Below are 25471 nucleotides of genomic sequence, written 5' to 3' on the forward strand. Positions count from 1 at the left end.
GCTCAACTCCCCTTCGCGTGACGCCTGGTGAACGCCCACGGGGCGCCGTGGCCGTTGGAGCGGGCCGGGGGCCGCCGGTCGTCCGGGGTCCGCCCGGAGTCGTGGCCCGCGCGGTGCCGGCCGGTGTCCTGGCGGGCCGGGGCCATCAGGTCCTCGAAAAGGCCGCGGGCCTCGACCAGCGCCTCCCGCATCTCCTCGGTGCCTGTGCCGCCGTCCCCGGCGTTCGTCCGCACGGCGACAGCACGGTGCACGCGCCGGTAGCCCTGCACATGGTCGGCGTGGTGCACGGAGAGCGCGGCGAGCTGCTCCTCGTACTGCGCGCTGTCCGGGAAGCCCCGGGCTCCGGCCACCTCCGCGAGTAGCCGGTCGGCCTCGGTGACCGCCTCCGCCGGCGAGTCGACGAAGCGTTCCTGGACGGCCGTCCAGCGGGCCTCGTACTGCTCGCGTTCCGCCGGCTCCAGCGGCCGCTCGCGCAGCCCGCCATGCCGCTCCACGCGCTCGGACAGCTCCCGTTCGGCCGCCTGCACGTCGCCGTCGTGCCCGGCCACGGCCCGGTCGTACTCGGGCCCGAAGCGCCGCTTCAGGCCCCCTCCGCTCCGCGAGCCTCGGGCCCGCAGGGTCAGGGCGGCCGCCACTGCGACGACGGCCACCACGATCACGATCAGAGCGATCATCACGCCTGTGGACATGGTTGCCTTCCGTAATCTCGGCCCAACGGGCCGGTTCTCGATCCGGGTTACCCGGAAGACACCGCCCAAACGACAACCGAGCGGCGCCCGCAGCGCCGCCCGGAGCAGCACCCGTCAGTCCGCCGGAGGTCACGCATATTCGGTTGCGGGCGGTGCGGACACACTCCTGACAATGGCGGTCATGACCTGGACCGTGGCCCCCGAACCCTTTGACTCCCCCGTCGCCGCCGCCCTGTGGCGGGCCTACTACACGGAGGTCAGCGACCGCTGGTACCTGCTGCACGAGGGGCGCCGCACCGACCCGGAGGAGCTGGAGCGCGAGATCGCCGCGCGCACCGGCGCCGACCTCGTCCCGCCGGGCGGGCAGCTACTCGTCGCACGGTACGGCAGTGAGCCCGCCGGCAGCGCGGGCGTACGGCTGCTGGACGCGGCGACGGCCGAGCTGACCCGGGTGTTCCTGCACGAGGGGATGCGCGGCCGGGGCGGTGCCGCGCTCCTGGTGTCCGCCGCCGAGGACGCCGCCCGTGCCCTCGGCGCCGCGCGGCTGGTGCTCGACACGCGCGGCGACCTGGTCGAGGCCCGCGCCCTGTACGCCCGGCTCGGCTACACGGAGACCGAGCCGTACAATGCCGACAAGTACGCCGAGCACTGGTTCCGCAAGGAGCTCAAGGAGTTCGAGGAACTCAACTGACGCGCAGCGGAACCCCGTTGTGCGGCTGCTCCTGGTCCGAGCCGCACAGCTCGTCGTTGAGCGCCTTCACCAGCCGGGTCAGGTCGGTGGGCCGGTCCGGGCACCACCAGTCGCCGAGCAGCTCGGCCAGCGACTCCTCGCGGGCCCGCGCCAGCCGTGCGGCGACCTCGCGTCCCTGGTCGGTCAGGGTGAGGTCGAGTCCCTCGCGGACGGCGAGGTGCCGTTCCTCCACCTGGCGGGCGGCCTCGATGACCACGGTCATCGGAACCGTGGTGCGCTCGGCGAGCACGCCGGGCTCGACCGAGCCGTACTTCTTCATCCGCAGCAGCAGCCAGCTCGCGGCGGGCAGCAGGTCGTAGCCCGCCCGCGCGGTGATCTTCCGGTAGACCTCGCGCCGTCCCTCGCGGGTGCCGAGCGTGGACAGCGCACGGCAGACCTCGTCGTAGGACGAGCGCTCCACGGGGTTGGTGGCCAGGGTCTGCGTGACGTCGGGGGCCGTGACCGAGCCGCGCAGCCGGTCCTCCTTCAGGAACCACGCCAGTACGAAGCCCAGGAGGGCGACGGGAGCGGCGTAGAGGAAGACGTCCGTGATGGAGGAGGCGTAGGCGTGCAGGGCGGGCCCGCGCAGGGCGGCGGGGAGGCCCGCGATGCCGCGCGGGTCGGCCTGCAGGGAGTCCACGGAGATGCCGGCCGGAAGGCTCACGCCCCGGAAGGCGTCGGTCAGCTTGTCGGCCAGGCGGCTCGCGAAGACCGTACCGAAGATGGCGACACCGAAGGAGGCGCCGATGGAGCGGAAGAAGGTGGCGCCGGAGGTGGCGACGCCGAGATCCTCGTACGAGACGGCGTTCTGCACGATCAGGACCAGGACCTGCATCACCAGGCCGAGGCCGAGGCCGAAGACGAAGAAGTAGACGCTCATCTCGGCGGTGGAGCTGTGCTCGTCCATCCGGTGGAGGAGGAGCAGACCGAGGGTGGTGACGCCGGTGCCCGCGATCGGGAACACCTTCCAGCGGCCGGTGCGGCTGACGATCTGCCCGGAGAGAGTCGAGGACAGCAGCATGCCGAACACCATCGGCAGCATGTGGACGCCGGACAGGGTCGGGGAGACGCCCTGGACGACCTGGAGGAAGGTCGGCAGGTAGGTCATCGCGCCGAACATGGCGAAGCCGACGACGAAGCTGATCACGGCGGAGAGCGTGAAGGTGCGGATGCGGAAGAGCTTGAGCGGAAGAACGGGTTCCGCCGCCCGCCGCTCGACGGCCACGAACGCCACCACCAGCACGACACCCAGCACCGCCAGGCCGATGATCTGCGGCGAGCCCCAGCCCCAGGTCGTGCCGCCGAGCGAGGCGACCAGGACCAGGCAGGTGGCGACGGAGGCGATGAGGAAGGTGCCCAGGTAGTCGATGACGTGCGGGGTGGCCTTGCGGGGGATGTGCAGGACGGTCGCGATCACGGCGAGGGCGACGACGCCGACCGGCAGGTTGACGTAGAAGACCCAGCGCCAGCTGAGGTGCTCGGTGAACAGCCCGCCCAGCAGCGGGCCGAGCACGCTGGTCGCGCCGAAGACCGCGCCGAACAGGCCCTGGTAGCGGCCGCGCTCGCGGGGCGGGACGATGTCGCCGACGATCGCCATCGACAGCACCATCAGCCCGCCGCCGCCCAGGCCCTGGACCGCGCGGAAGGCGATGAGCTGCGGCATGTTCTGCGCCATGCCGCACAGCGCCGAACCGATCAGGAAGATCACGATCGCGGTCTGGAACAGCTTCTTGCGCCCGTACTGGTCGCCCAGCTTGCCCCACAGCGGTGTCGCCGCCGTCGAGGCGAGCAGATACGCCGTGACCACCCAGGACAGGTGCTCCAGGCCGCCGAGCTCGCTGACGATGGTGGGCAGCGCCGTCGACACGATGGTCTGGTCGAGGGCGGCGAGCAGCATGCCGAGCAGCAGGGCACCGATCGATACGAGGACGTTGCCGGACACGTGCTGTTGCGCCGCGTCCCCCGTCCTGGCGTGCGCGTCCACGGCCATGGAGACCTCCTGAGGCTCTCGTGACACTCCCATCGTGGTCGGTGTGACCGGTTATGGCCTGTCGAGTCCTGCTGGAGCCCGATATTCCGGAGGTTTCGGATCCCGTGCCGTGTGGAGGGTCTGCATAATCTTTGGAGTTCTCATGGGGAGGGACGAACACGTGGACGAGCGCGGGGCCGAACGCGGGGCCGGGGCCGATCCGAACGGGGGTGGGCGAGGGCGCCGGTGCCCGGAGTGCGGGGCGCTGAGGGGGGCGGACAACACCCCGTCGTGCGCCTGCACCCAGCGGGCGTCCGACGCCCTGCGCGATGCCCGCACGGCCGAGGCGGCCGCGGCGGAGGACTTCGACCCGCTGCGGATACGGCCGTACGTCGAGCTCGAGGGCGCCAGGCCGGGCAGCACGGGCCGGCGCTCCGCAGGACCGACGACAGAACCGACGACAGAACCGCAGGCCACGGACGTCACCATGCCCCTGCGCCGGGTCGAGGCGACGTCCGCGCTCCCCACACCCCTCGCGCCGCCGCCGGGCGAGCCGAGCGCCGGCGACCTGAGCCTGTTCGAGGGTGCGGGCCGGGATCCGTACGCCGACCCGCTCGACGCCCCCGAGCCGCCACGCCGTCGCCACCGGCGCACGGCGCTGCTGGGGGTGGCGGGAGCGGTGGTGGCGGTGGTTGCCGCGGCCGGTTTCGCCAGCGGGCTGTTCTCCTACGAGACGCCGTCACGGGACGCCGCGGCGCCGGAGGACGTACGGGCCGCCGTGCCGGACACCTCGACCAGCGCGGCCTCCGAGCCGTCGGCCACGGCGGCCTCCGCATCCGCGGAACCGACGTCCGAGTCGCCCTCGCCGTCCCCGTCCCGCAGCGAGAGCCCGTCGCCCTCGCCGACCCGCTCCAGCGCCTCCCCGTCACCGTCCGGCTCGGCCGAGCCGACGGCAACCGCGACGAGCGCGGGCGCGACCGCCTCCCTGGCCCCCGGAAACGACGGCCAGAGCACCGGCCCGGTGCTGCGCGTCGGCGACAAGGGCCCCGAGGTGACCGAGCTTCAGCAGCGCCTGCACCAGTTGTACCTGTACAACGACCAGATCGACGGCAGGTTCAACGGCCGCGTCCAGGACGCCCTGCGCAACTACCAGTGGTCACGCGGCGTCGGAACCGACGACCTGGGGGTGTACGGGGCGGCGACGCGGGCGAAGCTGGAGGCGGAGACGACGGAGCCGTAGGACTGCCGGGAATCCGGCCCAGGGCCTGTCCGGCAGTTCGGACAGCCCCTGGCCGCCCCTAGCCGACGTGCAGCCGAACCGTCCCGTCCCCCACAACCTCCACCCGCACCTGCCTGAGGTCCCGCACCACCGCATCCGCCCGATGGAACCCGGCCCGCGGCCCGACCCCCACGACCCGCATCCCCGCGGAGCGCCCCGCCGCGATCCCCGCCCCGGAGTCCTCGAAGACCACGCAGTCGGCGGGGGCGGTCCCCAGTTCGGCGGCGCCCTTCAGGAATCCCTCGGGGTCCGGCTTGCTCGCCCCGACCGACTCGGCGGTGATCCGGACATCGGGCAGCCCGAGCCCGGCCGCCGCCATCCGCGCCGTGGACAGGGCGACGTCGGCCGACGTCACCAACGCGTGCGGCACCCCGCGCAGGGACGCGAGGAACTCCGCCGCGCCGGGCACCGGTACGACGCCGTCCATGTCGGCCGTCTCCTCGGCGAGCATGCGGGCGTTGTCGGCGAGGTTGTGCTCCATGGGCCGGTCGGGCAGCAGCAGCGCCATCGACGCGTACCCCTGCCGTCCGTGGACGACCTTCATGACCTCGTCCCCGTCCAGCCCGTGCCGGTCGGCCCAGCGGCGCCAGATCCGTTCCACGACGGCGTCCGAGTTGACGAGGGTGCCGTCCATGTCGAGGAGGAGGGCGCGGGCGGTGAGGACGGTGGTGGCCGTCATCGGCAGCTCCAAAGCGCGGGGCGGGAAACAAGGCGGCCCCGCCCGCCGGTCAGGGTAAACGGGCGGGAGCCACTTTGTTTCTCTACGGTACAAAACAATGGCCCCCTCCCGCTACCACCCCCCGGGAAGTGTTCACCGGGAGTTCGGCTCGCGCCGCGGCTCAGCCCGCGACCGCCTCCCACAGGCTCCACACGCCGAGCGCCAGCATCAGCACTGCCGCGATCTTGGTGATGAGCGCCAGCGGAACCTTCTTCATCAGCGCCTTTCCGCCGACGATGCCGAGCCCGGCCACCGCCCACAGCGCGAGCACCGCGCCGAGGCCGACGGAGAGCGGGTCGTCGTAACGGGCCGCGAGGTTCGCCGTCATGATCTGGGTGAGGTCGCCGAACTCGGCGACCAGGATGAGCATGAAGCCCGCCCCGGAGACCTTCCAGAAGGACTGGTTCTCGGGCTTGCGGATCTCCTCCTCGCCGTCGTCCTTCTTCAGCAGCAGCACCGCGGCGCCACCGAGGAAGAGCACACCGGTCAGCGCGTGCACGATCTGCTGCGGCAGCAGCGTCAGCACGCTGCCCGCCGCGACGGCGAGCACGACATGCAGCGCGAACGCGGCGGCGACGCCGGCGAAGACGTACGAGGCGCGGTAGCGGGTGCCGAGGACGAGGCCGGCGAGCGCGGTCTTGTCCGGCAGTTCGGCGAGGAAGACGACGCCGAAGACGAGCGCCATCACGGTAAGGCTGATCAAGGTTCCTCAATCGGTCGGGGCTGCCCCACCGAGAGTGCTGCATTTGCGTTTCCGCGACACCTCGGCACGGCAGCACACGGCACCCGCGCCATGAGGCGCGGGCATGCACTGCTTGCCGAAGGTCTCGCTGGCCGACCCCGTGATCGAGGCCTGCCTCCGGGCGCCGGCTCAGACGAGCTGAGCAGTATGTCGACGGTCCGGCGAAGAGCTACTCCCCTTCTGCTCCATCCATAGTACGTGACGCTTCAACCAGCCCCAGGGCCGAAAGTCCCATGAAAAGTCACCCGCGCCCCTTGTTGTGTCATGTACGCGTCACTAACTTCTTACCGACCGCACACCTCCCCGCAATCCGGCGCCGCGAGCATTCCCTCGCTCGCACCCCAACGCCCCCACACCCCAAGGGAGTTCGCATGCCGAAGTTCTACGCGCGTCGACGGGTGAGCATACTCGCCGCGCTCACCGGCCTCATAGCCTCGGTCGGACTTTTCAACTCCCCGACCGCCTCCGCCGCCCTCCCCACCCCGGTCAGCGCCGCCACGGCCCGGACCTACCTCGCCTCCCTCACCGTGGCGACCGAGAACCGCACCGGCTACAGCCGGGACCTGTTCCCGACCTGGATCACCATCAGCGGGACCTGCAACACCCGCGAGTACATCCTCAAGCGCGACGGCTCGAACGTCGTCACCGACTCCGCCTGCGCCGCCACCAGCGGCAGCTGGTACTCCGTCTACGACGGCGCCACCTGGACCGCCGCCTCCGACGTCGACATCGACCACCTGGTCCCGCTGGCCGAGGCCTGGGACTCCGGCGCCAGTGCCTGGACCACCGCGCAGCGCCAGGCCTTCGCCAACGACGTGACCCGCCCGCAGCTCCTCGCCGTCACGGACAACGTCAACCAGTCCAAGGGCGACCAGGACCCGGCCGAGTGGATGCCCCCGCTCAGCTCGTACGCCTGCACCTACGTCCGCGCCTGGGTACAGGTGAAGTACTACTACAACCTCAAGGTCGACTCCGCCGAGAAGACCAAGCTGAGCTCGGTCCTCAGCGGCTGCTGATCCAAGTCGAGTCGGTTCGCTCGGTTCGCGCGCCGGGGCCTCCCCGCTCGCCTCCGTCGTTCCGTACCGTACGGGGCGACGGAGGAGGGCGATCACCATGGCGGAACTGCGCCTGGGACCACTGCTGAGGTATGCCGACGGCTCGTCCGCGACCGTCTGGGTCGAGGCGAGCCGCCCGTGCGCCGCCGAGGTGCGCTGCGCGGACGGCGCCGGCGGCACCTCCCGCACCTTCCAGATCGAGGGCCATCACTACGCCCTGATACCGGTGACCGGGCTCATACCGGGCACCTCACCGTCGTACGAGGTGCTCCTCGACGGCACACGCGTGTGGCCGCTGCCCGGCTCCCCCTTCCCGCCCTCGGTCATCCGTTCCCCCGCCCCCGGGGACGACGTCCGGGTGGCCTTCGGCTCCTGCCGCTGGGCCGCGCCGCCCGCCGACGAGAAGGACCCGGTCGGCCCCGACGCCCTGGACAGCCTGGCCGCCCGCGTCGCCGCCGGCCCCGACGGCGAACGGCCCGACGTACTGGTGCTGTTGGGCGACCAGGTGTACGCCGACGAAACCTCCGACGCCACCCGCCGCTGGCTGGCCGCCCGCCGCGACCTGCGCGACGCGCCGGGCGACGAGGTCGCGGACTACGAGGAGTACACCCGCCTCTACTACGAGTCCTGGCTCGACCCCGAGGTGCGCTGGCTGCTGTCCACCGTGCCCAGCTGCATGATCTTCGACGACCACGACGTCATCGACGACTGGAACACCTCCGCCGCCTGGCTCGCCGACATGCGGGCCACCTGCTGGTGGCAGGAGCGGCTGCTCAGCGGCCTGATGTCGTACTGGGTGCACCAGCACCTGGGCAACCTCTCTCCCGCCGAACTCGCCGCCGACGCCCTCTACGCGGCCGTGCGCGGCACCCCCGACGGCACCGACGTCCTGCGCGCCTTCGCCGCCCGCGCCGACGCCGACCCCTCCTCCGTGCGCTGGAGCTACCGGCGCGACCTCGGCCGCGTACGGCTGCTGATGGTGGACACCCGGGCCGCCCGCGTCCTCGACGAGGACGGCCGCGCGATGCTCGACCCGGGGGAGGCGGAGTGGCTGCGGGCGCAGGCGCTGGACGCGCCCGGCTCCTGCGACCACCTCCTCATCGGCACCTCCCTGCCCTGGCTGCTGCCGCACCTCGTGCACGACGCCGAGACGTGGGACGCGGCGCTGTGCCGGGGTGAGCGGGGCGAGCGGTGGGCGCGGTTCGGGGAGTGGCTGCGGCGGCGGGCCGACCTGGAGCACTGGGCGGCGTTCCCGGCGTCCTTCGAGGCGCTGACGGAGCTGATCGCCGAGGCCGGTTCGGGGACGGAGGCACCGGCGACGGTGCTCGTGCTGTCCGGGGACGTGCATCACGCGTACGTCGCCGAGCCATCGTGGGGATCGCGGGCAGCACGGGCATCGCGGGCCGAGGGCGCCGGACCGGACGCCCGCGTCCTGCAACTGACCTGCTCGCCCGTCCACAACTCCATCCCCCTGTCGATACGGCTGGGTTTCCGCTTCGGCTGGAGCGCCGTAGCGCGACTCCTCGGCCGTCGTCTCGTCCGGCACGGCCGCCGTCCGCGCCCCTCCGTCGGCTGGCGCAGGACCGGCGGGCCCTGGTTCGGCAACCAGCTCATGACGCTGACGCTGCGCGGGCGTTCGGCGTCGCTGCGGCTCGACCAGGCGCGGGCGGACGGGGAGTTGAGGACCGTGGAGGAGTCCGTCCTGACCACCACATGAGGGGCATCCGGGGCGTGTGGGGCACGCGTTGGCTTCCGTGGCGTCCGACGGCATGATGAGGCGGACCGTCCGCTTCCCAGGGGCGGTCTGCTCCATTTGCGCCCCCCACGCCCGGGAGTTACTCCTTGTCCCCCACGTCTGCAGCGAACGCGGAGAACGCCGACAGTCCCGACGGTCCCGACGCTCCGGCCGCGACGTCGGTCTCCGTCGCCCTGGTCGGCGCCGGGCCTCGCGGCACCAGCGTCCTGGAACGCCTCTGCGCCTCCGCGCCGGAGCTGCTGCCGCCCGGCGTACGGCTGACGGTGCACGTCGTCGACCCCGCGCCGCCGGGCCCGGGCCGCGTCTGGCGCACCGCGCAGTCGGCGGAGCTGCTGATGAACACCGTGGCCTGCCAGGTGACCCTGTTCACCGACGACAGCGTGGACTGCTCGGGCCCGGTCCGCCCGGGACCCAGCCTGTACGAGTGGGCGGACGGCGCGCTGGGTCCGGACGACTACCCGACCCGCGCCGCCTACGGCCGCTATCTGGAGTGGGTGTTCGCGAAGGCGGTGCGGGAGGCGCCGGACACGGTGCGCGTGGAGACGCACCGGGCGCGCGCCGTACGGCTCGACGACGCCTCCGACGGCCGCCAGGTGCTGACCCTCGACGACGGCCGCGTCCTGCCCGCCCTGTCGGCCGTGGTGCTCGCCCAGGGCCATCTGCCGACGGCCGCGGACGGCACACAGCAGCGCCTGGCCGCGTACGCCGGACGCCACGGCCTGCGCCACGTCCCGCCCGCCAACCCGGCCGACGTCGACCTCTGCGGGCTCGCGCCCGGCGAACCGGTGCTGCTGCGCGGCCTGGGCCTCAACTTCTTCGACCACATGGCACTGTTGACGACCGGCAGGGACGGCCACTTCGTCCACGACGCCCGTGGTGGGCGACTGCGATACATACCCTCCGGCCGCGAGCCGCGCCTGTACGCCGACTCCCGGCGCGGCATCCCGTACCAGGCACGCGGCGACAACGCCAAGGGCCCGTACGGCCGCCACACCCCGCTGGTGCTCACACCGGAGGTCGTCGCGGGTTTCCGCAAGCGCGCGGACTCCGGCGAGGCGCCCGACTTCCTGGCGGAGATATGGCCGTTGGTGGCGAAGGAGGTGGAGACGGTGTACTACACCTCGCTGATACCGCTGACATGCCGCCCCGACTTCACCGAGCGCTTCCTCGCCGTCCCCCACCGCGACCCCCAAGAGGCCTTGCTCCTCGACGAGTTCGACGTGCCGCTCACCGACCGCTGGTGCTGGGACCGGACCTCCCGCCCGTATGCGGAACGGGACTTCGAACACCCCGGGCAGTGGCGCGACTGGCTGCTGTCGTATCTGCGCGAGGACGCCGCGCAGGCCGCCCTGGGCAATACGCGCGGCCCCCTCAAGGCGGCCCTGGACGTGCTGCGCGACCTGCGCAACGAGCTCCGGCTGATCGTCGACCACGGCGGACTGACCGGCCCCTCCCGCCGGGACCACCTCGACCGCTGGTACACCCCGCTCAACGCCTTCCTGTCCATCGGCCCGCCCCGGCGCCGCGTCGAGGAGCTCGTGGCCCTGCTGGAGGCGGGCGTGATCGAGGTGCTCGGGCCGCGACTCCAGGTGCGGTGCGAGGACGGGGCCTGGGTGGCGCACTCCCCTGACGTGCCGGGCTCGGCGGTGCGAGTGACCACCCTCATAGAGGCGCGGCTCCCGGAACCGGACCTGCGCCGTACCTCCGACGACCTCCTCACCCAGCTGCTGAAGACCGGACGGTGCCGCCCGCACACGGTCGACGGCTACGAGACGGGGGGACTGGACGTGACACAGCGCCCGTATCACCTGATCGACCGCGAGGGCCGTCCGCACGCAAGGAGGTTCGCTTTCGGAGTACCCACGGAGGGCGTGCACTGGGTGACCGCGGCGGGAGCCAGGCCCGGTGTGGATTCGGTCACGCTTTCGGATGCCGACGCGATCGCGAGAGCGGCCCTACGTGCGGCGGGAACGGAAGCGGAACCGCGAACGGAACCGTGGCAATGGCCGAGTCCTGTCACCAGGAACACGCCCTACGGCCGATCCGGAACGGATGTGAGCCGTCGTTGACGTTCCGCTGTTGAGCGTTCATTACCCCTCCCGTAACCCACGAGCCCCCCGCAGCTCCCCTGTCACACCCCAGGCGTACGCTGTATAGCCGTCATGGCCGCCCCTGCCGCTCCCTCGCGACGTCGCGGCACGTACGGCCCACGGGGGAGTAGCGGGGAGTCGCAGTGCTGGAGGATGTGGGGGCGCTGACAGGCAGCCCATGGATCTACGCCATGGTGGCCGTGTCGGTCCTCTTCGACGTGTTCGTGCCCGTGCTGCCGAGCGGTGTCCTGGTGATAACGGCCGCGACGGCGGCGGCCGCGGGCTCCGGCGCCGCGGGCGGAGAGGTGCCGGGCCAGGTGCCCGACATCCTGTTCCTGACGCTCTCCGCCGCCACCGCCTCGGTCCTCGGCGACCTGGCGGCGTACCGCCTGGCCTGGCTCGGCGGCGAACGCCTGGATCGCGCGATCGCCCGCTCCCGTCGGCTGCGCACCGCGCAGGAACGTCTCGGCGCGGCCCTCGCCCGCGGCGGCGGCGCCCTGGTCATTCTGGCCCGCTTCGCCCCGGCCGGCCGCTCGGTCGTCTCCCTGGGCGCCGGCGCCGCCCACCATCGCGCCCGCGACTTCCTGCCCTGGTCCGCACTGGCCGGCCTCTCCTGGGCGGTCTACAGCGTCGCCCTCGGCTACTTCGGCGCCCACTGGCTGGGCGCGACCTGGCTGGCCACGGGCGTGTCGGTGCTGGCGCTGTTCGGGGCGGGCGCGGGGGCGGCCTACCTGATGCGCCGGAAGCCGGCGTAGGGCCCACCCGCCCTTCGAACCGGCCCGACCTTCCGGTCGGTCCGCCTCTCCGATCAGCTCGCCTCCCGGACCGTCTGCCCCCGGATCTCCAACCCGTCGAGGAGCTCGGCCGTGGCCTGCGCGATCACGTCGACGGCGTGCTCGAACACCTCCTGGTTGTGGGCGGCGGGGGCGCGGAAACCGGAGACCTTGCGCACGTACTGCAGGGCGGCGGCGCGGATCTCCTCCTCCGTGGCCTCCTCGGGCAACGCGGGCGGACGGAGCGTCTTGATGCTGCGGCACATGCCTCCAGTGTGACCCTCCGTGCGCAAGTCCCGCACGGAATCTCTGCGATGATCCCCTCCGAGGCGGCCACCGGTCCCGGGGCCGACCGACGAGAGGAACAACCACATCATGGCGAACGACGAACTCACGGTGGCCGTACTGGGCCCCGGCGGCATCGGCGGCCTGCTCGCCGCGCTGCTGACCCGCGCCGGACACCGCGTGATCTGCCTGGCCGGCGACGAGACGGTACACACCCTCCGTACGGACGGAGTCCGCGTCCGCAGCGGACTGTTCGGCGACTTCACGGCCCGCGTCGAGGCGGACACCGAGCTGCGCGAACCGGTCGACGCCTGTCTGGTCGCCGTCAAGCACACCGCCCTCGACGCGGCCCTGACCCGGGTCGCGCCCCCGGCCCTCGGCGACGCCCTCCTCGTACCGTTCCTCAACGGTGTCGAACACCCGGCGACCCTGCGCACCCGCTACCGCCCCGACCGCGTGGCCCCCGCCGTCATCCGCGTCGAGTCGACCCGCCTCGCTCCCGGCGTGATCGAACACGGCAGCCCGTTCGCGGAGGTCGACCTCACCGGCGACCTGGTCCCGCGCGCCCGCCTCGAGACGCTCGCCGACGCCTTCGCCGCCGCCGGCCCGGCCACCCGCGTCCTGCCCGACGAGGCGGCCGCGCTGTGGGCGAAGATGTCGTTCCTCGCCCCCTTCGCCCTGCTCACCACCCGCTACGGCCTCCCCCTGGGCGACGTACGCACCCACCACCGCGACGAGCTGACCGCCCTGGTGTCGGAGACCGCCGCCGTCAGCCGCGCCTGCGGCGGCCCCGCCGACCCGGCCGCGGCACTCGCCCGCTACGACGCCTTCCCACCCCCCACCAAGTCGTCGATGCAGCGCGACGCCGAAGCGGGCCGCCCCCTCGAACTCGACGCGATCGGCGGAGCGTTGCTGCGGGCAGCCGAACGGCACGGCATCTCGGTGCCCGTGACGGCCCGCCTGGTACGGGAGTTGAGGGACGCCGGGCACTGAACCCTCGGAGGGTGAGCGCCCATACCGAACACCTGTTCGGAACACTCGTTCGCATGAACCTCCGGGAGAAACTCGCTCCGCAAAATCGAACAGGCGTAGCATTGCCGTGTGGCTACGACCTATGACTTCCCCAGTGACCTCCGCACCGGCCAGGAGGAGCTGCATCAGGTCCGGGCCGAGCTGTCGGCCCTGCTGAAGCGGCTCCCCTGGTCGGTCGAGCCCCTGGACGGCTTCAGCGACGACAACGGCTGGCGCAAGGTGGAACGCCCCGCCTCCCCCGGCTGGACGGCCGACGAACAGGCCGAGGTGGAGAAGCTCCGGCAACGCGAACACGAGCTCGCGGTGTTCGTGAGCTGCCACCGGTTCTGGGCGGAGGTCGCGGCCGGGGACCGGGTGGAGGCCCGCATGCGGCTCAAGCACGCACACGAGACCCCACCCGGGGAAAGCGGCGAATAACCCGCTCAGCCCCCGCGCAGGAGGTCAGTCCTTGCGCAGGAGCTCGTCCATCTCCTCGATCTCGGCGTTCTGCGCGCTGACGATGTCGTCGGCGAGAGCCTTCGCCGGGCCGTACGCACCCTTGTCCTTCTCGGTCGTGGCCATCTCAACGGCGCCCTTGTGGTGCTCGACCATCATGGTCAGGAACATGGAGTCGAAGTCCGCCCCGGAGGCCTTCTCCAGCTTCGCCATGTCGCCTTCCGTCATGCCACCCATGCCGTCATGGCTCGTCATCCCCGGCATGCCCGGCATGCCGGAGGGGGACACGTCCTCGTCCCAGGCCTTCAGCCAGCCGGTCATCGTCGTGATCTCCGGGTCCTGCGCCTTCTCGATCCGCGCGGCGAGGTCCTTGACCTGCGCGGACGAGGCCCGGTCGGCGGCCAGGGCGGCCATCTCCAGTGCCTGCTGGTGGTGCGGGATCATGCCCTGCGCAAAGGTGACGTCCTGGGCGTTGTGCGCTCCCGCGGTGGCGGTCGCGGACGCGGAGCCGTGGCCCGCGTGACCGCCGCCGCTGTCACCGCCGTCACCGCCGCAGGCGGCGAGGACGAGCCCGGCGACGGCCGTCGCGGCCGCGAGGGCCGTCCGGCGCGTCAGAGTACGGAGGGTGCTGCTCATGCTTGAACTCCTGTGGGAGGAAGGGATTCTGGACACGCCGAAGCACCACGTCAGGTCGTGACGTGGCGCGGGTGTCTCTAGATCCGCAGGAGTTGCAGTTCGGCCAGGGAAGGGGGCGCGCGGGCACCCTGCGGGCCGGCAGCCGCGTACGGACACGGGGCATCCGCTCGTACGGGCACGGCGACCGGGTCGGGAACGAGAGCGGGCAGCGACGGCCCACCACTCACCGCACCCGAGGCGCAGGTCGCGTCGGCGTGAATGACATGTCCGCCACCACAGTGCCCGTCGCCCTCGCCGGAACAGCCGCCGTGCACGGCGACAGAAGCGGCAGAAGCGGCAGGAGCGGCAGCGGCGGCCGCTGTGGGCCGCTCATGGGGATGCCCCGCCATCGCCCCACCGGGCGCCAGCCCGTGCATGCCCAGCAGCCCGGCCAGCAGTCCCAGCAGGCACACCGCCCGCCACCACCGCACGGGCGGTCGCGGGACGTGCTCGGGACGGATCACGGGGTCATCCTAGGACGGGCCCGTCCGCAACACGCGAAAGGCCCCCGCAGCCTCTGCGGGGGCCTTCACACCGACGCTCACGCCGGTCCTGGTGGGCGCGGACGGTTTCGAACCGCCGACATCCTGCTTGTAAGGCAGGCGCTCTACCCCTGAGCTACGCACCCGGGACAAGCCGACAGCCTACATTGTCCGAGCTCCTGCCCCGCAAACTCTTACCGAGAGCCGGGCAGAACGTAGCCATCCTGAAGACTGAGCGTGAACGCGACCTGTGTCCAGGACCGCTGCTCAGCCGCGCACCCCGGGACGACGACAGCTCCCCTGTCGTGTCCGCGCGCTCGGGCGACGGGAAAGTCACGCTCCGGACCGCGAACTTACCGGCCCGTGTGTTCGTCCTTAACCGGTGGGAGAATGACACCGGGCAGGGCGGATCACAGCACGGGAGAGGGATGTGACGGCGACACCAGGACAGCCGTACTCGCCGTCGGTGCCGGGTGCACCCCATCCCGTGGGACGCGCGCTCCGGGACACGCTGACCCTCATGGGCCTGCCGCTCGTCGTGGCCCTCGCGCTGCCCGCCGCGTTCGCCGGCGGCGGTACCCGGCGCTGGTTCGGCGGGCGGGCGGAGAACCAGCGGGCGGAGGCGCAGGCCGCGAAGGACGCCGCCGCGGCCGCGTTCTACGAACTGGACACCGCCCAGCGCGATCTGCGGATCTCGATCGAGACGATCACCGCCGTCGACAACTCCCCCGCCGCCCGGCGCGCGGTCGCCGACTTCGAGGCGATCGGCAGACGGATCGACGAAGCCAGCCGGCAGTACATCGGCGCCGTCGACTCGCACGACCTCGACCGGGACGACCTGGAGGCGTCCGCCGCCGCCCAGGCCCGTACCGAGCTGACCCGGGCCAAGGACGAACTCGACCGCGTCAAGCAGGAGTTGGACCGGTTCACGGACGGGCTCGGGCCGCTGCTCGGGAAGGCCGAGACCCAGCTGGCCCGGCTCGCGCCCGCCGTCGAGCGGGCCCGACAGGCGCTGCTGGGCGCCTCGAACGCCCTGGACGGCGTACGGGAGGCCGGGCTGAGGGCGGACGACCTGGCCGCCCGGCTCGCCGCTCTCGGGCCGGAGCTGACGCGGCTGAACCAGGGCGCCGGGCAGCACGGCGTCCCGCAGACGCTGGAGCGGGCCGAGCGGGTCTCCCGGGAGGCCGAGGCGATCCGCGCGGAGGCCGGGCGGCTGCCGGAGAAGGCCGCCGAGATCGATCACCGGCTGGTGTCGCTGCGGACCCGGGCACAGGCCCTGACCACCCGTGCCGGGCAGGTCGACCCGGTGCTGAGCGAGCTGCGGCGGCGGTTCTCGGCCGCGTGCTGGCAGGACCTCCAGCGCGTGCCGGAGCAGGCCGTGGAGAACGTACGGCAGGCCGAGGTGAAGCTGAAGGAGGCGCAGGCCGCGCGGGAGGCGCAGCGCTGGCCGGACGCCACCGCGTTGCTGTCCACCGTGCGGGCGCTGCTGAACACCACCGACGAGGCCGTGTCGGCGGCCGGTGACCGGCTGACGCGGCTGAACGCCGTGCAGAAGGACCCGCAGCGGGAGATCGAGCGGACCCGGTTCGCGATCCGGGACGCGCAGCGGCTGGCCATGTCGGGGCGTACCACGCCGGATCCCCGGCACGCGCGGCCGCTGGACGACTCGGTGGCCCGTCTGGAGCGGGCGATCGGCACGCTGGAGGGCCGCCACCCGGACTACTGGCACTTCCTGACGGAGACGGAAGCGGTCCGGCAGTCGGTGGCGCGGGTGGTCTCGCAGATCCGGGAGGAACGCGGCTCGGGCCACTGAGTGGCCCCGAGTCCGGCAGGCACGACAACCCGTGCCGGCGCCCATCCCGACCGGGCCGCGCGGAGCGGCCCGGCGGGAGCGGGCGAATCAGGTGCGGTAGGCGTAGTACGCGGCGTTCGGGTACGCGGCGACGAGGCTCGCCACCGAGCGGCGGTAGGTGTTGTTCGAGTGGTACGTCACGTACGGCACGCCCTGCGGGCTGCGGTAGGTGACGATCATCGTGTGGTCCTTGGACCCGTCCTTGTCGAAGTCCATCTGGAGCACGTCACCGACGTCCAGCTGGTAGACGTTGGCGAGGCTGGTGGTCCGCTTGGAGTTCTGGGCGAACCAGGACCACTCGTTGACTCCGACGAACGAGTCCGACTGGATGTCGGCGTTGCCGAACCACTTCGTGTAGTCGTACACGTAGCCGGGGACGTGCTTCCAGCCGCCCGCCTTCAGGGACTGGCTGACGAAGTTGGTGCAGTCGCCGCCGGCCCCGTGCCCGTTGTAGTCCGGGTAGTCCTTGTTGTAGGTGCTCCAGTACTTCTCCGCGTACGTCGCCATGGCCTTGTAGTCCAGGGCGGTGCCGGTGAGCGTCTTGGGATTGGCCGGAGCCGGCTTCGTGGTCGCCGCGCGCGGAGCCGACGGCATGGTGTCGTCGGCGGTGGTCGCCTTGACGGAGGGCTTGGCCACCGCGTTGACCGCGAGGCCGCCCTGGTCGGTGTCGCGGATGCCGGTCAGCTGCCAGTCGCCCTGGCGGTCGGCGGTGAACGTCAACTCGTGGTGGGCCTGGAAGCCGGTGGTCTTCGGCTCGCCACCGCGGACCTTCTCGTAGGTGAGGGTCGTGGTCTCGGTGACCGCGACCTTGGCCTTGCGGCCCTTGACGCTCGTGGCGTCCAGGGTGACGGTCGTGCCGGCCTTGCTGTACTTCTCGCCGAGCTTCGCGAGACGGTCCTTGCGGTGGTCCAGCGTGGACAGGGCGGCGTCCTCGGTGCGGGCCTGCGCGGAGGACAGCCGGACGTCCCCGGAGAAGCCGTTGGTCAACGGCTTCGCGCGGTCGCCCTGTTCGCCGTCGACCAGGGCGTCCGTACGGTCGGTGAAGACCGCGTCCGCGAGCCGCTGGAAGGTGGCCTTCGTCTTGGCGTCCACCGTGGGGTCGTCGACGACCGCGGCGCCGGCGCTCCAGTTGGGCAGCAGCGCCACACCGGCGACGACCGAGGCGGCGGCCGCCCCGAATATGGTGGCGCGGCGGCGCGTGCGGCTCAATTTCCTTGACTTCACTGATGTTTCCCCTCTACCCCGGCACTGGGGACGCCGGGGGACGGAATCTTCGCACGCCGTGTGTGCTTCCTGTGAAGGGGGATACGGTTGAGGTTTGGTTACTTCGCCACGGTGGGCGCCACGGTCGCTGTCACGGCCGTCACTTCACCACCGTCGACCAGTCCGGTGACTGCGCCGGGTCCAGGCTGCTCAGCCGCTCCAGCGTGGCGGGCGACTGCACGTCCATCCAGTCGGCGAGCTCCTTGAAGGACACGCACTTGACGTCCTTCTTGGTGCACACGTTCTTGATGACGTCGTCGATGGCCTTCATGTAGATGCCGCCGTTCCACTCCTCGAAGTGGTTGCCGATGAACAGCGGGGCCCGGCTGCCGTAGTACACCCGGTTGAAACCGTTCATGTAGGCGTCGGTGGTCTCCTGTTGCCACTCGCCGTACTTGGCGGGGTCGCCCTCGGGCTCGCCGTCGGACTGGTTGGCCAGGAAGTTGAAGTCCATGGACAGGCCCTGGTAGGAGCCGCCGTCGTACGGGAGCGCCTGGAGCGGGAAGTCCCAGATGCCGTTCTTCTTCGCGGGCCATATCTGGAAGTCGCCGGCCGAACTGGCGTCGTAGGTCCAGCCGTAGCTCTTGATGGCCTTCAGCAGGTTCGCCTGGCCCTCGAGGCAGGGGGCGCGGCCGCCGGCGACCTCCTTCTTGAAGTCGAAGGGCAGCGGGGCGATGTCCTTGTAGCCGGTGTTGGTCTTCCAGTTCTCCACGAAGGAGTAGAACTGGTCGATCTCGCTCTTCCACTCCTCGACGCTCCAGTCGCCGCCGCCCTTGCCGCCGCAGAAGTGGCCGTTGAAGTGGGTGCCGATCTCGTTGCCCTCCTCCCAGGCCTTGCCGAGCTGTTCCAGCGTGGTGCGGATGTGCTCGTCGGTGGGGTAGCTGATCGCGGCCGAACCCTGGGAGTGCTGCGGGGGGTTGTAGAGGTTCTTCTTGCTCTTGGGCAGCAGATAGATGCCCGTGAGGAAGAACGTCATGTGGGCGTTGTACTCCTTGGCCAGCTCCCGGTAGTGCGAGAAGAGCTCGTCATCGCCCTGGAGGGCGCCGTCCCAGGAGAAGACGACGAACTGGGGAGGTTTCTCGCCCGTTTTGAGCGGCTCCGCCTTCAACTGGCCGGTCTGCGGGCCGGTGTACGAGGTGGAGCCGTCCCCGAGCACCTTCGTCTTGCCGTCCCACGGGGACTCGCTCACCTTGGGCGTCGCCGCCTTGCCGCCCCCGGACCCGGAGGACGCCGTCGGGGCGGTGCTGTCCGAGCGGGTCAGGACCAGGTAGCCCGCGACCAGGGACGCCGCGACCAGCAGGACCGCCAGGGTGAGGAACCCGGGGCGGGCGGTGCGGCGCGGGGCGCGGCCTCTGCGGCGGCGGCCGGACGGTGCATTCATGCGCGGCTCATTCTCCGAGGGGGGTGGGGGGTGCGGATGCCCGGTGCCGAGGTCAGCCGAGCGGACTCATGGCGCCCGACCAGATGTCGTACGGGACGCTGTCGGCGACCGTGCCCGCGATCCCCTTCAGCGGCAGTGGTTCGAGGCTCTTGGTCAGATCGATGCGGTAGACCACGACGGCGGTCGACACGGACTCGGCGGTGCCGACGTACCAGAGGGCGGTGTCGTCCTGGGTGGTGCCGATCTTCCCCGCGACCTGCGCGGAGGCGGCGACCGTGGGACGGGCTTCGCGGAAGGCGTCCGTGAGCGCGGACTGGACCTCCTCAGCCACCTTCGCGCTCACCGCGCGCCGGGACGCGGGCTTCTTCAGCACGACCTCGGAGCCGTTGCGGGTGATCCGGCTCACCGAGTACGGCTCGACGTGCGTGCCCGCCGCGGCGAACGTCCCGTACCCGCTCGCCATGCGGATCGCGCTGGGCGTGGAGTTGCCCAGGGACAGCGCGGGCACCTGCGCGCCGAAGCTCGAGGAGAGCAGGCCGGCCGCCTCCGCGGTGCTGCGCACCGTGTCCAGGCCGGTGTCCATGCCGAGCTGCATGAAGGGTGTGTTGACGGATTCGGCGAGCGCCTGGTGCAGGCTGATCTGCCCGTAGGACTTCTTGCCGTCGTTGTGGGCGGAGACCTTCTTGCCGCTGCGGTCCCAGTAGGGCCCCTCCGGCGTGGTGACGGGCACGCCGTCGTCGCCGTCGTAGAGCGACTCGGCGGCGACCGGGGTCGTGGAGCCGTCGCGGGTCTTGCGGACGCCGTTCTCCAGACCGGCGGCGTAGACGAAGGGGGTGAAGGCCGAGCCGGCCGGGACCGTGGTGGCGTTGGACTCGTTGTAGCCCTGCGTACGGTGGTCGGGGCCGCCGTAGACGGCGAGGATCCGGCCGTCGGCGGCGACCGACGACGCGCCGTAGTGCGCGGTCTTCGCGGCGCCGGGGTCGTCCTGCTTCGCCTGCTTGCGGGCCTTGGCGACGGCGTCGGTGAGCGCGGTCTCCCGCTTGCGGTCGAAGGTCGTGTAGATCTGGTAGCCGCCCAGGTCGAAGTCCTTGTCCGAGATGCCGGCTGCCTTCTTGGCGTACTGCTCGGCCAGTTCCACCAGGTAGTCGCTCTGGTTGCCGGTGTCGAAGGTCCGGGACTGCTTCAGCGGCTCGGGGAACTTCTTGTACTTGGCCCGCTCGGTGGACGACAGCTTGCCGATGTCCACCATGCGGTCGAGGATCCAGCCCCAGCGCTCCACGGCACGCGCGTGGTTGGCGTGGCTCAGCGACGGGTCGAACAGGCCGGCGCCTTTGAGCAGGGAGGCGAGGAAGGCGGCCTCGCTGACGTTGAGCTCGCCGACCTCCTTGCCGTAGTAGGCCTGGGCGGCGCGCTGGATGCCGTAGGTGCCGCGGCCGAACCAGCTGGTGTTGAGGTAGCCCTCGAGGATCTTGTCCTTGCTCATCCGGTTGTCGAGCTTGAGGGCGATCATCGCCTCGGTGAGCTTGCGGCTGACCGTCCGGTTCTGGTTCAGGTAGACGTTCTTGACGTACTGCTGGGTGATGGTGGAACCGCCCTGGGTGTCCCCCTCGCCGACCGTGTTCCACAGGGCCCGCCCGATGCCGGAGACGGAGATGCCCGGGTCGGAGTAGAAGCTCGCGTTCTCCGCCGCCACCACGGCCCAGCGGACGTCCTCGGGTATGTCCTTCAGGGGCATGTCCTGCCGCTGCACCCAGCCGGTGCGGGCCATGGGCGTCCCGTCGGACCAGAAGAAGACGTTGTCCTGCTGAGTGGCGTAGCTGTTCAGGTTCTGCGGTATGTCGGTGGCGGCGTAGGCGACGGCCAGGAAAGCGCCGGTCAGGCCCACGGCCGACAGCGCGGCGCCCACCGACTGCCGCCAGGAGGGTATCCAGCGGCGCCAGTCGGTGCGGCCGGGGCGCGGGTACTGCGGCCTGAGTCTGCGGGCGTACGGCGCCAGGCGACGGGTGTACGGCGCCAGGCGACGGCCGAGGGGAGCCAGGAGCCGGCCGAGCGGGGCCAGGAGCCGGCCCAACGGAGCCAGGAGCCGGCCGAGTGAGGCCAGGAGTGGCCCTGCGACGGCGGTGAGGCGTGCGAAGGCGGAGGCCGGCAGGGTCATGCGGCGTTCGGTGGGCCGGGCGGGCGGCTCCGAGGACTGGACCACCCGCAGTTCCATGGTGGCGTCCGCGGGCGGGGGCGGCTCGAACCGGAGTTGCATGGTTTCGTCCGACAGCGGGGGTGGCTCGAACCGGAGTTGCATGGTTTCGTCCGACAGCGGAGGCGGCGCGAACCGGAGTTGCATGGTTTCGTCCGACGGCAGGGGTTCCTCGGCCGGTGCCTCACCCTCCGTACCGCGCCGACGGGAACGTTTCGGCGCCGCGCGGCGACCGTGTGGGCGACGGCCGTCCCCCCGGCCCTCCGCCCCCTGCCCATCCTCGGTCACGACTGCGTCTCCCTCCGCACTCCGTGGTGCTCGCGCGGGTCGACACAGCTGCCGCGTAAGCGGCTGCGATCCCCCTGTGTTGCCGGACCAGGACCGGGTCTAGGTCCTGCGGCTCATCGCGGCTCTGACAAATTACCAGCGATCTTTGCAAATTCTCCGCATGAGAAACGGACAGAAGCGATCGCACAGCAAACTAAGAGCTCGCGTTAACGGTCCCGCCCGTTAGCCTGGGCGCATGCCTCGCTACGAGTACCGCTGCCGGACCTGCGGCGACACCTTCGAACTCAGCCGTCCCATGGCCGAGTCCTCCGCGCCGGCGAGCTGCCCGGCCGGACACGATGACACAGTGAAACTTCTCTCAACCGTCGCGGTGGGCGGCTCCGCCGGCGCCCCGGCCCCGGCGCCCAGGACGAGCGGCGGGGGCGGGTGCTGCGGCGGGGGCTGCTGCGGCTGACGTACGTCTCGGACAGGTCCTAGGACCGGTGCGAGGGCCGCGACACGCGCAGGAACTCCCGCAGGATGCGCTCGCCCGCCAGCACGCCCCGCTCGGGCAGCGCCGTGATCGCCGGGGCCGTCCAGCTCGCGTCCGCCAGTTCGCCGTGCCCCGGGCGCCAGCCCTGGTCCGCGACGAGCAGCAGGTCCGCGTCCAGCAGGGAGTCGCCGGCCGCGAGGGTGAGGTCGGCGCCCGTGCGCCGGGCGATCTCCCGCACGGCCGCGCTCTTGGTGAGCGGCTTCGGCACCGCGTAGATCTTGCGGCCCTGCAACGACACCGTCCAGCCGAGGTTCTCCGCCCAGGCCGCGAGCTCCTTCACCCACTCCTCGGGCAGCAGCTCGCGCTCCACGACCAGGTAGGCGAACAGGTCCTCGGCGACCCGCTGCTTGCGCAGCCAGAGCGGGTCCGCCGTGCGCGCCAGATACTCCTGGATCTCCGCCAGCGGCGCGCACTCGTCGGCCAGCCGCGCGGTCACCCGCGCGTGCCAGTCCGGGTCGGACACGCCGTCCACCAGCAGATGCCCGCCGTTGGCGCAGATCGCGTACGTCGGTGCCGGGCCCGGCAGGTTGATGCGCAGGTACTGCTTGCGCGTCCGGGTGGTGGTCGGCACGAACACCGCCGCGTCGCCCAGGTCCGTGAGCAGTCCGGCCGCCGTCTCCGTCATGTACGACAGCGGCCTGCTCTCGTGCACCTCCACGCACAGCAGCCGCGGTGCCCGCGCGTCGGGCATGGTCAGCGCCAGGGCCGCCGCGGAGTAGATGAGCGTACGGTCGAGGTCACTCGCCACCAGTACCGGCATCAGAGGGCCACCGCCTTGCCGTCGGCACCCGTCGCACCGCGCGTGTACTTGGGGTGGATCAACCCCACGCAGGTGTAGGGAAGTTCGCCGACCTCCTCGACGGGAACCCCCCGCTGCTCCGCCAGCAGGCGTACGTGGTCGAGGTCGGCGCCCGCCCCGGCCCGGGCCAGGATCTTCCACGGCACCCGGCGCAACAGCACCCGGGTGGTCTCGCCGACGCCGGGCTTGACGAGGTTCACGTCGTGGATGCCGTACTCCTCGCTGATCCGCTCGACGGCCGCCCAGCCCTCCCAGGTGGGGGTGCGGTCGGTGGACAGCAGCTCCTTGGCCGCCGCGTCCACCGCGTCCGCGACCTCGCCGAAGCGCGCGGCGACCGCGTCGAGGAAGTCCACCGAGACGTCGGTGCCCGCGAGTTCGCGGTAGAACTTGGCGCCGTGGAAGTCGTGCGGTCCCACCAGGTCCGCGCGCAGCACCGTCCGCGAGATCAGGCCCGACACCGTCGAGTTGAGGCATGCGGAGGGGATGAGGAAGTCCTCCCGGGTGCCGTACGTACGCACGCACGAGCCCGGGTCGGCCAGGACCGCGATCTCCGGGTCGAAGCCGGTGATGCCGTCGGACTCCTCGAACTCCTCGACAGCGTCGGCGAGTTCGCGGGTGATGGCGCCCTTGCCGGTCCAGCCGTCGACGAAGACCACGTCGGACGGGTCGTGGTGGGCGGCCAGCCAGCGCAGCGCGTTGGCGTCGATGCCCCGGCCGCGCACGATCGACACGGCGTAGTGCGGCAGGTCGAGGCCGTGCCGGTACTGGGCCCAGCGGCGCATCAGGACGCCGACCGGCGTGCCCGCGCGGGCCAGCGAGACCAGCACCGGGCGCGGCGAGCGCTCGGCGATCACCGTCTCGGTGACCACGCCGACGGCCTGCGCGATGCGGGCCGCCGAGGTCTCCAGGGCGGCGTGGAACAGCTCCTGGTACTGCTCGCTCGGCTGGTACTCCACCGGCAGCGACTCGGCGTAGTGGGCGCCGCCGCTCTGGATGGCCTCCTCGCGCTCCTCGGTCGGCGCCTCCAGCGTCACGTCCGAGAGGTCCTGGAGCAGCCAGCCGACCTCCTCGGGCGCGTACGAGGAGAAGGCGGGGCCGCGAAGGGGCTCGGGCAGCATGGCGGGCCTTTCGGGTACGTACAGCGGTACGGGAACGTACGAGGGCACGACCGCGAGCAGGACGTGCGGGGCGTGCGCGGCGAGCTGGGCGAGGAGGCCGCCCGGCGCGTGCAGCTCCGCCGTGTCGGCGACCGAGTCCACGACCGCCACGACGGCGTCGAAGCCGGCGCCGGCGACGTTGTAGGCGTAGCGCTCACCGGCGCCGTCGGCCGGGTCGTCGTGGGCGGGGAAGACCAGACGGCTGCGTATCGCGTAGCCGGGGTCGTCGACCGCCAGGACGGGCGAGCGGGTGGTGGTGGAGTAGCGCACCTCGGCGGCGACGACCTGTTCGAGCTCGCGGGCCAGCCTCAGCGGTGCGTACATCAGCTCCTCGAAGCCGAGGACGAGGACGCGCCGTGCGTCGCCGGGTATCGCCTCGGCGAGGCGGGCCGCCATCGCGGGCAGAGCGGCTTCCAGGCGCATACGGTGCCGGGGCGTGAAGCCGTGCCGGCCGCCGTCCGGCAGACCCGCCGGCCAGAGCAGGTCGACGCGCTGGATCCGGCCGTACGAGCGCTGTGCGGGCACCGCGGCCGACTCGTGCCGGGCGACCAGCTCCTGCCCCTTCTCCAGCACACCCTCCGGCAGCCGTACGGTCCCCGAGGCGGCCGCCACCAGGTCCACCCGGGCGCCGATCTCCCGAGCGAAGTCCGCCAGGCGGGCCGCGTCGGCCGCCGAGCGCATGTCGACGAGCGCGACGACGACGTACCGTCCGCGCGGATACCGCCCGTGCAGGTCCCGGATGGTGTTGAGGACCGTGTTGCCGGTGGAGAACTCGTCGTCGACCAGGACCAGCGGGCCGTCGCCGACGAGCAGCGCCGGGTCCTCGGGGAGCAGCAGGTGGGAGGTGGCGTGCGAGTGGGACTCCTCGAAGCCGCCCGCCTGGGCCACGCCGGGGACCGGGCGGCGGGTGGAGTGCAGGTAGGGCGCGAGGCCCAGGCCGTCGGCGACGGAGTGGCCGAGGCCGGTGGCGGTCTCCGCGTAACCGAGGACGACCGCCTTGCCCGCCTCCTCGGCGCCGAGCAGGTCGCGCACCCGGCGGCCGAGGGCGAAGCCGTAGCCGTAGACCACGGACGGCGACTGCGGTACGTGCTTGCCGAGGACGTTCGACACCAGCAGATGGGCGCGCTTGGGGTTGCGGCGCAGTGCCAGCCCCAGCAGGTCGCTCAGCTTGTCGTCGCCCTCGAGTTCGAGCCCGAGCCGCTGGGCGACCCAGGTCCCGGACCAGACCCCGTTGTTCACTGCGTTGTTCATACGTCCCTTGTGTGTAGCCGGCTCTTCGACGGGTTCTTCGGCGCGTT

22 protein-coding genes and 1 tRNA gene are annotated in these 25471 nt (G+C 71.8%); 10 read left to right on the plus strand and 13 right to left on the minus strand.

Features of this window, described 5'->3' with window-relative positions:
• Positions 1–2: 2 nt before the first annotated feature.
• On the minus strand, positions 3–689 hold the full coding sequence (locus ACFY16_RS06730; RefSeq protein ID WP_390645971.1) for a hypothetical protein: 687 nt from the start codon (positions 687–689) through the stop codon (positions 3–5).
• 181 nt (positions 690–870) lie between these two features.
• On the opposite strand from ACFY16_RS06730, the gene ACFY16_RS06735 reads away from it, so the two are divergent.
• The gene (locus ACFY16_RS06735; RefSeq protein ID WP_390645972.1) at positions 871–1380 is read left to right on the plus strand and encodes a GNAT family N-acetyltransferase; all 510 of its coding nucleotides are present in this window, start codon (positions 871–873) and stop codon (positions 1378–1380) included.
• Here ACFY16_RS06735 and ACFY16_RS06740 read toward each other — a convergent pair.
• Positions 1373–3409 (minus strand): DHA2 family efflux MFS transporter permease subunit, encoded by a 2037-nt coding sequence (locus tag ACFY16_RS06740; protein WP_390645973.1) that lies wholly within the window; start codon positions 3407–3409, stop codon positions 1373–1375. The two genes, ACFY16_RS06735 and ACFY16_RS06740, sit on opposite strands and share 8 nt — an antisense overlap.
• A gap of 142 nt (positions 3410–3551) precedes the next feature.
• Here ACFY16_RS06740 and ACFY16_RS06745 point away from each other — a divergent pair, with 142 nt between their 5' ends.
• Positions 3552–4628 (plus strand): peptidoglycan-binding protein, encoded by a 1077-nt coding sequence (locus ACFY16_RS06745; RefSeq protein ID WP_390645974.1) that lies wholly within the window; start codon positions 3552–3554, stop codon positions 4626–4628.
• A gap of 58 nt (positions 4629–4686) precedes the next feature.
• Here the strand turns inward: ACFY16_RS06745 and ACFY16_RS06750 are convergent, their stop codons facing one another.
• Together ACFY16_RS06750 and ACFY16_RS06755 are read right to left on the minus strand one after the other, a co-directional pair.
• Positions 4687–5346, minus strand: coding sequence for an HAD family hydrolase (locus tag ACFY16_RS06750; protein WP_390645975.1), 660 nt, complete (start codon positions 5344–5346; stop codon positions 4687–4689).
• 160 nt (positions 5347–5506) lie between these two features.
• Positions 5507–6088 (minus strand): TMEM165/GDT1 family protein, encoded by a 582-nt coding sequence (locus tag ACFY16_RS06755; RefSeq protein WP_390645976.1) that lies wholly within the window; start codon positions 6086–6088, stop codon positions 5507–5509.
• A gap of 410 nt (positions 6089–6498) precedes the next feature.
• Between ACFY16_RS06755 and ACFY16_RS06760 the strand changes: the two genes are divergently transcribed.
• The 4 genes from ACFY16_RS06760 (at position 6499) to ACFY16_RS06775 (ending at position 11783) form a co-directional block, all read left to right on the plus strand.
• Positions 6499–7143: an HNH endonuclease family protein gene (locus ACFY16_RS06760; RefSeq protein WP_390645977.1), complete on the plus strand. Its 645-nt coding sequence runs from the start codon at positions 6499–6501 to the stop codon at positions 7141–7143.
• Between the two features lie 97 nt (positions 7144–7240).
• A complete protein-coding gene (locus ACFY16_RS06765) occupies positions 7241–8899 on the plus strand; it encodes an alkaline phosphatase D family protein (protein WP_390645978.1) in 1659 nt (552 codons plus the stop codon).
• Between the two features lie 212 nt (positions 8900–9111).
• Positions 9112–11007 (plus strand): FAD/NAD(P)-binding protein, encoded by a 1896-nt coding sequence (locus ACFY16_RS06770; protein WP_390646112.1) that lies wholly within the window; start codon positions 9112–9114, stop codon positions 11005–11007.
• A 164-nt stretch (positions 11008–11171) separates the two neighbouring features.
• Positions 11172–11783: a DedA family protein gene (locus ACFY16_RS06775; protein ID WP_390645979.1), complete on the plus strand. Its 612-nt coding sequence runs from the start codon at positions 11172–11174 to the stop codon at positions 11781–11783.
• 53 nt (positions 11784–11836) lie between these two features.
• On the opposite strand, the gene ACFY16_RS06780 is transcribed toward ACFY16_RS06775, so the two are convergent.
• Positions 11837–12067, minus strand: coding sequence for a DUF2277 domain-containing protein (locus ACFY16_RS06780; RefSeq protein WP_390645980.1), 231 nt, complete (start codon positions 12065–12067; stop codon positions 11837–11839).
• Positions 12068–12176: 109 nt separating this feature from the next.
• On the opposite strand from ACFY16_RS06780, the gene ACFY16_RS06785 reads away from it, so the two are divergent.
• Both ACFY16_RS06785 and ACFY16_RS06790 read left to right on the plus strand, forming a co-directional pair.
• Positions 12177–13079 (plus strand): ketopantoate reductase family protein, encoded by a 903-nt coding sequence (locus ACFY16_RS06785; RefSeq protein WP_390645981.1) that lies wholly within the window; start codon positions 12177–12179, stop codon positions 13077–13079.
• A 108-nt stretch (positions 13080–13187) separates the two neighbouring features.
• Positions 13188–13535, plus strand: a complete 348-nt coding sequence (locus ACFY16_RS06790) for a hypothetical protein (protein WP_390645982.1) — start codon at positions 13188–13190, stop codon at positions 13533–13535.
• 24 nt (positions 13536–13559) lie between these two features.
• Here ACFY16_RS06790 and ACFY16_RS06795 read toward each other — a convergent pair whose 3' ends face one another.
• The 3 genes from ACFY16_RS06795 to ACFY16_RS06805 form a co-directional block, all read right to left on the minus strand.
• Positions 13560–14189 carry a DUF305 domain-containing protein gene (locus ACFY16_RS06795; protein WP_390645983.1) on the minus strand — a complete coding sequence of 210 codons (630 nt, stop codon included), beginning with the start codon at positions 14187–14189 and terminating at the stop codon, positions 13560–13562.
• Positions 14190–14266: 77 nt separating this feature from the next.
• The gene (locus ACFY16_RS06800) at positions 14267–14692 is read right to left on the minus strand and encodes a DUF6153 family protein (RefSeq protein ID WP_390645984.1); all 426 of its coding nucleotides are present in this window, start codon (positions 14690–14692) and stop codon (positions 14267–14269) included.
• Positions 14693–14781: 89 nt separating this feature from the next.
• Positions 14782–14856 (minus strand) — tRNA-Val (locus tag ACFY16_RS06805).
• 284 nt (positions 14857–15140) lie between these two features.
• On the opposite strand from ACFY16_RS06805, the gene ACFY16_RS06810 reads away from it, so the two are divergent.
• On the plus strand, positions 15141–16523 hold the full coding sequence (locus ACFY16_RS06810; protein WP_390645985.1) for a hypothetical protein: 1383 nt from the start codon (positions 15141–15143) through the stop codon (positions 16521–16523).
• Between the two features lie 87 nt (positions 16524–16610).
• Here ACFY16_RS06810 and ACFY16_RS06815 read toward each other — a convergent pair whose 3' ends face one another.
• From ACFY16_RS06815 to ACFY16_RS06825, 3 genes are all read right to left on the minus strand, one after another.
• Positions 16611–17771, minus strand: a complete 1161-nt coding sequence (locus ACFY16_RS06815; protein WP_390645986.1) for an amidase domain-containing protein — start codon at positions 17769–17771, stop codon at positions 16611–16613.
• Between the two features lie 154 nt (positions 17772–17925).
• The gene (locus tag ACFY16_RS06820) at positions 17926–19206 is read right to left on the minus strand and encodes a hypothetical protein (RefSeq protein ID WP_390645987.1); all 1281 of its coding nucleotides are present in this window, start codon (positions 19204–19206) and stop codon (positions 17926–17928) included.
• A 52-nt stretch (positions 19207–19258) separates the two neighbouring features.
• Positions 19259–21502: a transglycosylase domain-containing protein gene (locus tag ACFY16_RS06825; RefSeq protein WP_390645988.1), complete on the minus strand. Its 2244-nt coding sequence runs from the start codon at positions 21500–21502 to the stop codon at positions 19259–19261.
• Positions 21503–21920: 418 nt separating this feature from the next.
• Here ACFY16_RS06825 and ACFY16_RS06830 point away from each other — a divergent pair, with 418 nt between their 5' ends.
• Positions 21921–22139, plus strand: a complete 219-nt coding sequence (locus ACFY16_RS06830; RefSeq protein ID WP_390645989.1) for a zinc ribbon domain-containing protein — start codon at positions 21921–21923, stop codon at positions 22137–22139.
• Positions 22140–22158: 19 nt separating this feature from the next.
• On the opposite strand, the gene ACFY16_RS06835 is transcribed toward ACFY16_RS06830, so the two are convergent.
• Entirely contained in the window at positions 22159–22977 is an 819-nt protein-coding gene (locus tag ACFY16_RS06835) for an HAD family hydrolase (protein WP_390645990.1), read from the minus strand.
• The gene (locus ACFY16_RS06840) at positions 22977–25424 is read right to left on the minus strand and encodes a phosphoribosyltransferase (protein WP_390645991.1); all 2448 of its coding nucleotides are present in this window, start codon (positions 25422–25424) and stop codon (positions 22977–22979) included. The genes ACFY16_RS06835 and ACFY16_RS06840 overlap by 1 nt, the downstream gene beginning before the upstream one ends.
• Positions 25425–25471: the final 47 nt, after the last annotated feature.

Source organism: Streptomyces sp. NPDC001315 (assembly GCF_042896175.1).
Lineage (GTDB): Bacteria > Actinomycetota > Actinomycetes > Streptomycetales > Streptomycetaceae > Streptomyces.

Bases quoted from the DNA above. Each gene is read 5' to 3' on its own strand.
- ACFY16_RS06730 (WP_390645971.1), bottom strand. From the start codon at position 689: ATGTCCACAGGCGTGATGATCGCTCTGATCGTGATCGTGGTGGCCGTC.
- ACFY16_RS06735 (WP_390645972.1), top strand. From the start codon at position 871: ATGACCTGGACCGTGGCCCCCGAACCCTTTGACTCCCCCGTCGCCGCC.
- ACFY16_RS06740 (WP_390645973.1), bottom strand. From the start codon at position 3,409: ATGGCCGTGGACGCGCACGCCAGGACGGGGGACGCGGCGCAACAGCAC.
- ACFY16_RS06745 (WP_390645974.1), top strand. From the start codon at position 3,552: ATGGGGAGGGACGAACACGTGGACGAGCGCGGGGCCGAACGCGGGGCC.
- ACFY16_RS06750 (WP_390645975.1), bottom strand. From the start codon at position 5,346: ATGACGGCCACCACCGTCCTCACCGCCCGCGCCCTCCTCCTCGACATG.
- ACFY16_RS06760 (WP_390645977.1), top strand. From the start codon at position 6,499: ATGCCGAAGTTCTACGCGCGTCGACGGGTGAGCATACTCGCCGCGCTC.
- ACFY16_RS06765 (WP_390645978.1), top strand. From the start codon at position 7,241: ATGGCGGAACTGCGCCTGGGACCACTGCTGAGGTATGCCGACGGCTCG.
- ACFY16_RS06780 (WP_390645980.1), bottom strand. From the start codon at position 12,067: ATGTGCCGCAGCATCAAGACGCTCCGTCCGCCCGCGTTGCCCGAGGAG.
- ACFY16_RS06785 (WP_390645981.1), top strand. From the start codon at position 12,177: ATGGCGAACGACGAACTCACGGTGGCCGTACTGGGCCCCGGCGGCATC.
- ACFY16_RS06795 (WP_390645983.1), bottom strand. From the start codon at position 14,189: ATGAGCAGCACCCTCCGTACTCTGACGCGCCGGACGGCCCTCGCGGCC.
- ACFY16_RS06820 (WP_390645987.1), bottom strand. From the start codon at position 19,206: ATGAATGCACCGTCCGGCCGCCGCCGCAGAGGCCGCGCCCCGCGCCGC.
- ACFY16_RS06825 (WP_390645988.1), bottom strand. From the start codon at position 21,502: ATGCAACTCCGGTTCGAGCCACCCCCGCTGTCGGACGAAACCATGCAA.
- ACFY16_RS06830 (WP_390645989.1), top strand. From the start codon at position 21,921: ATGCCTCGCTACGAGTACCGCTGCCGGACCTGCGGCGACACCTTCGAA.
- ACFY16_RS06835 (WP_390645990.1), bottom strand. From the start codon at position 22,977: ATGCCGGTACTGGTGGCGAGTGACCTCGACCGTACGCTCATCTACTCC.
- ACFY16_RS06840 (WP_390645991.1), bottom strand. From the start codon at position 25,424: ATGAACAACGCAGTGAACAACGGGGTCTGGTCCGGGACCTGGGTCGCC.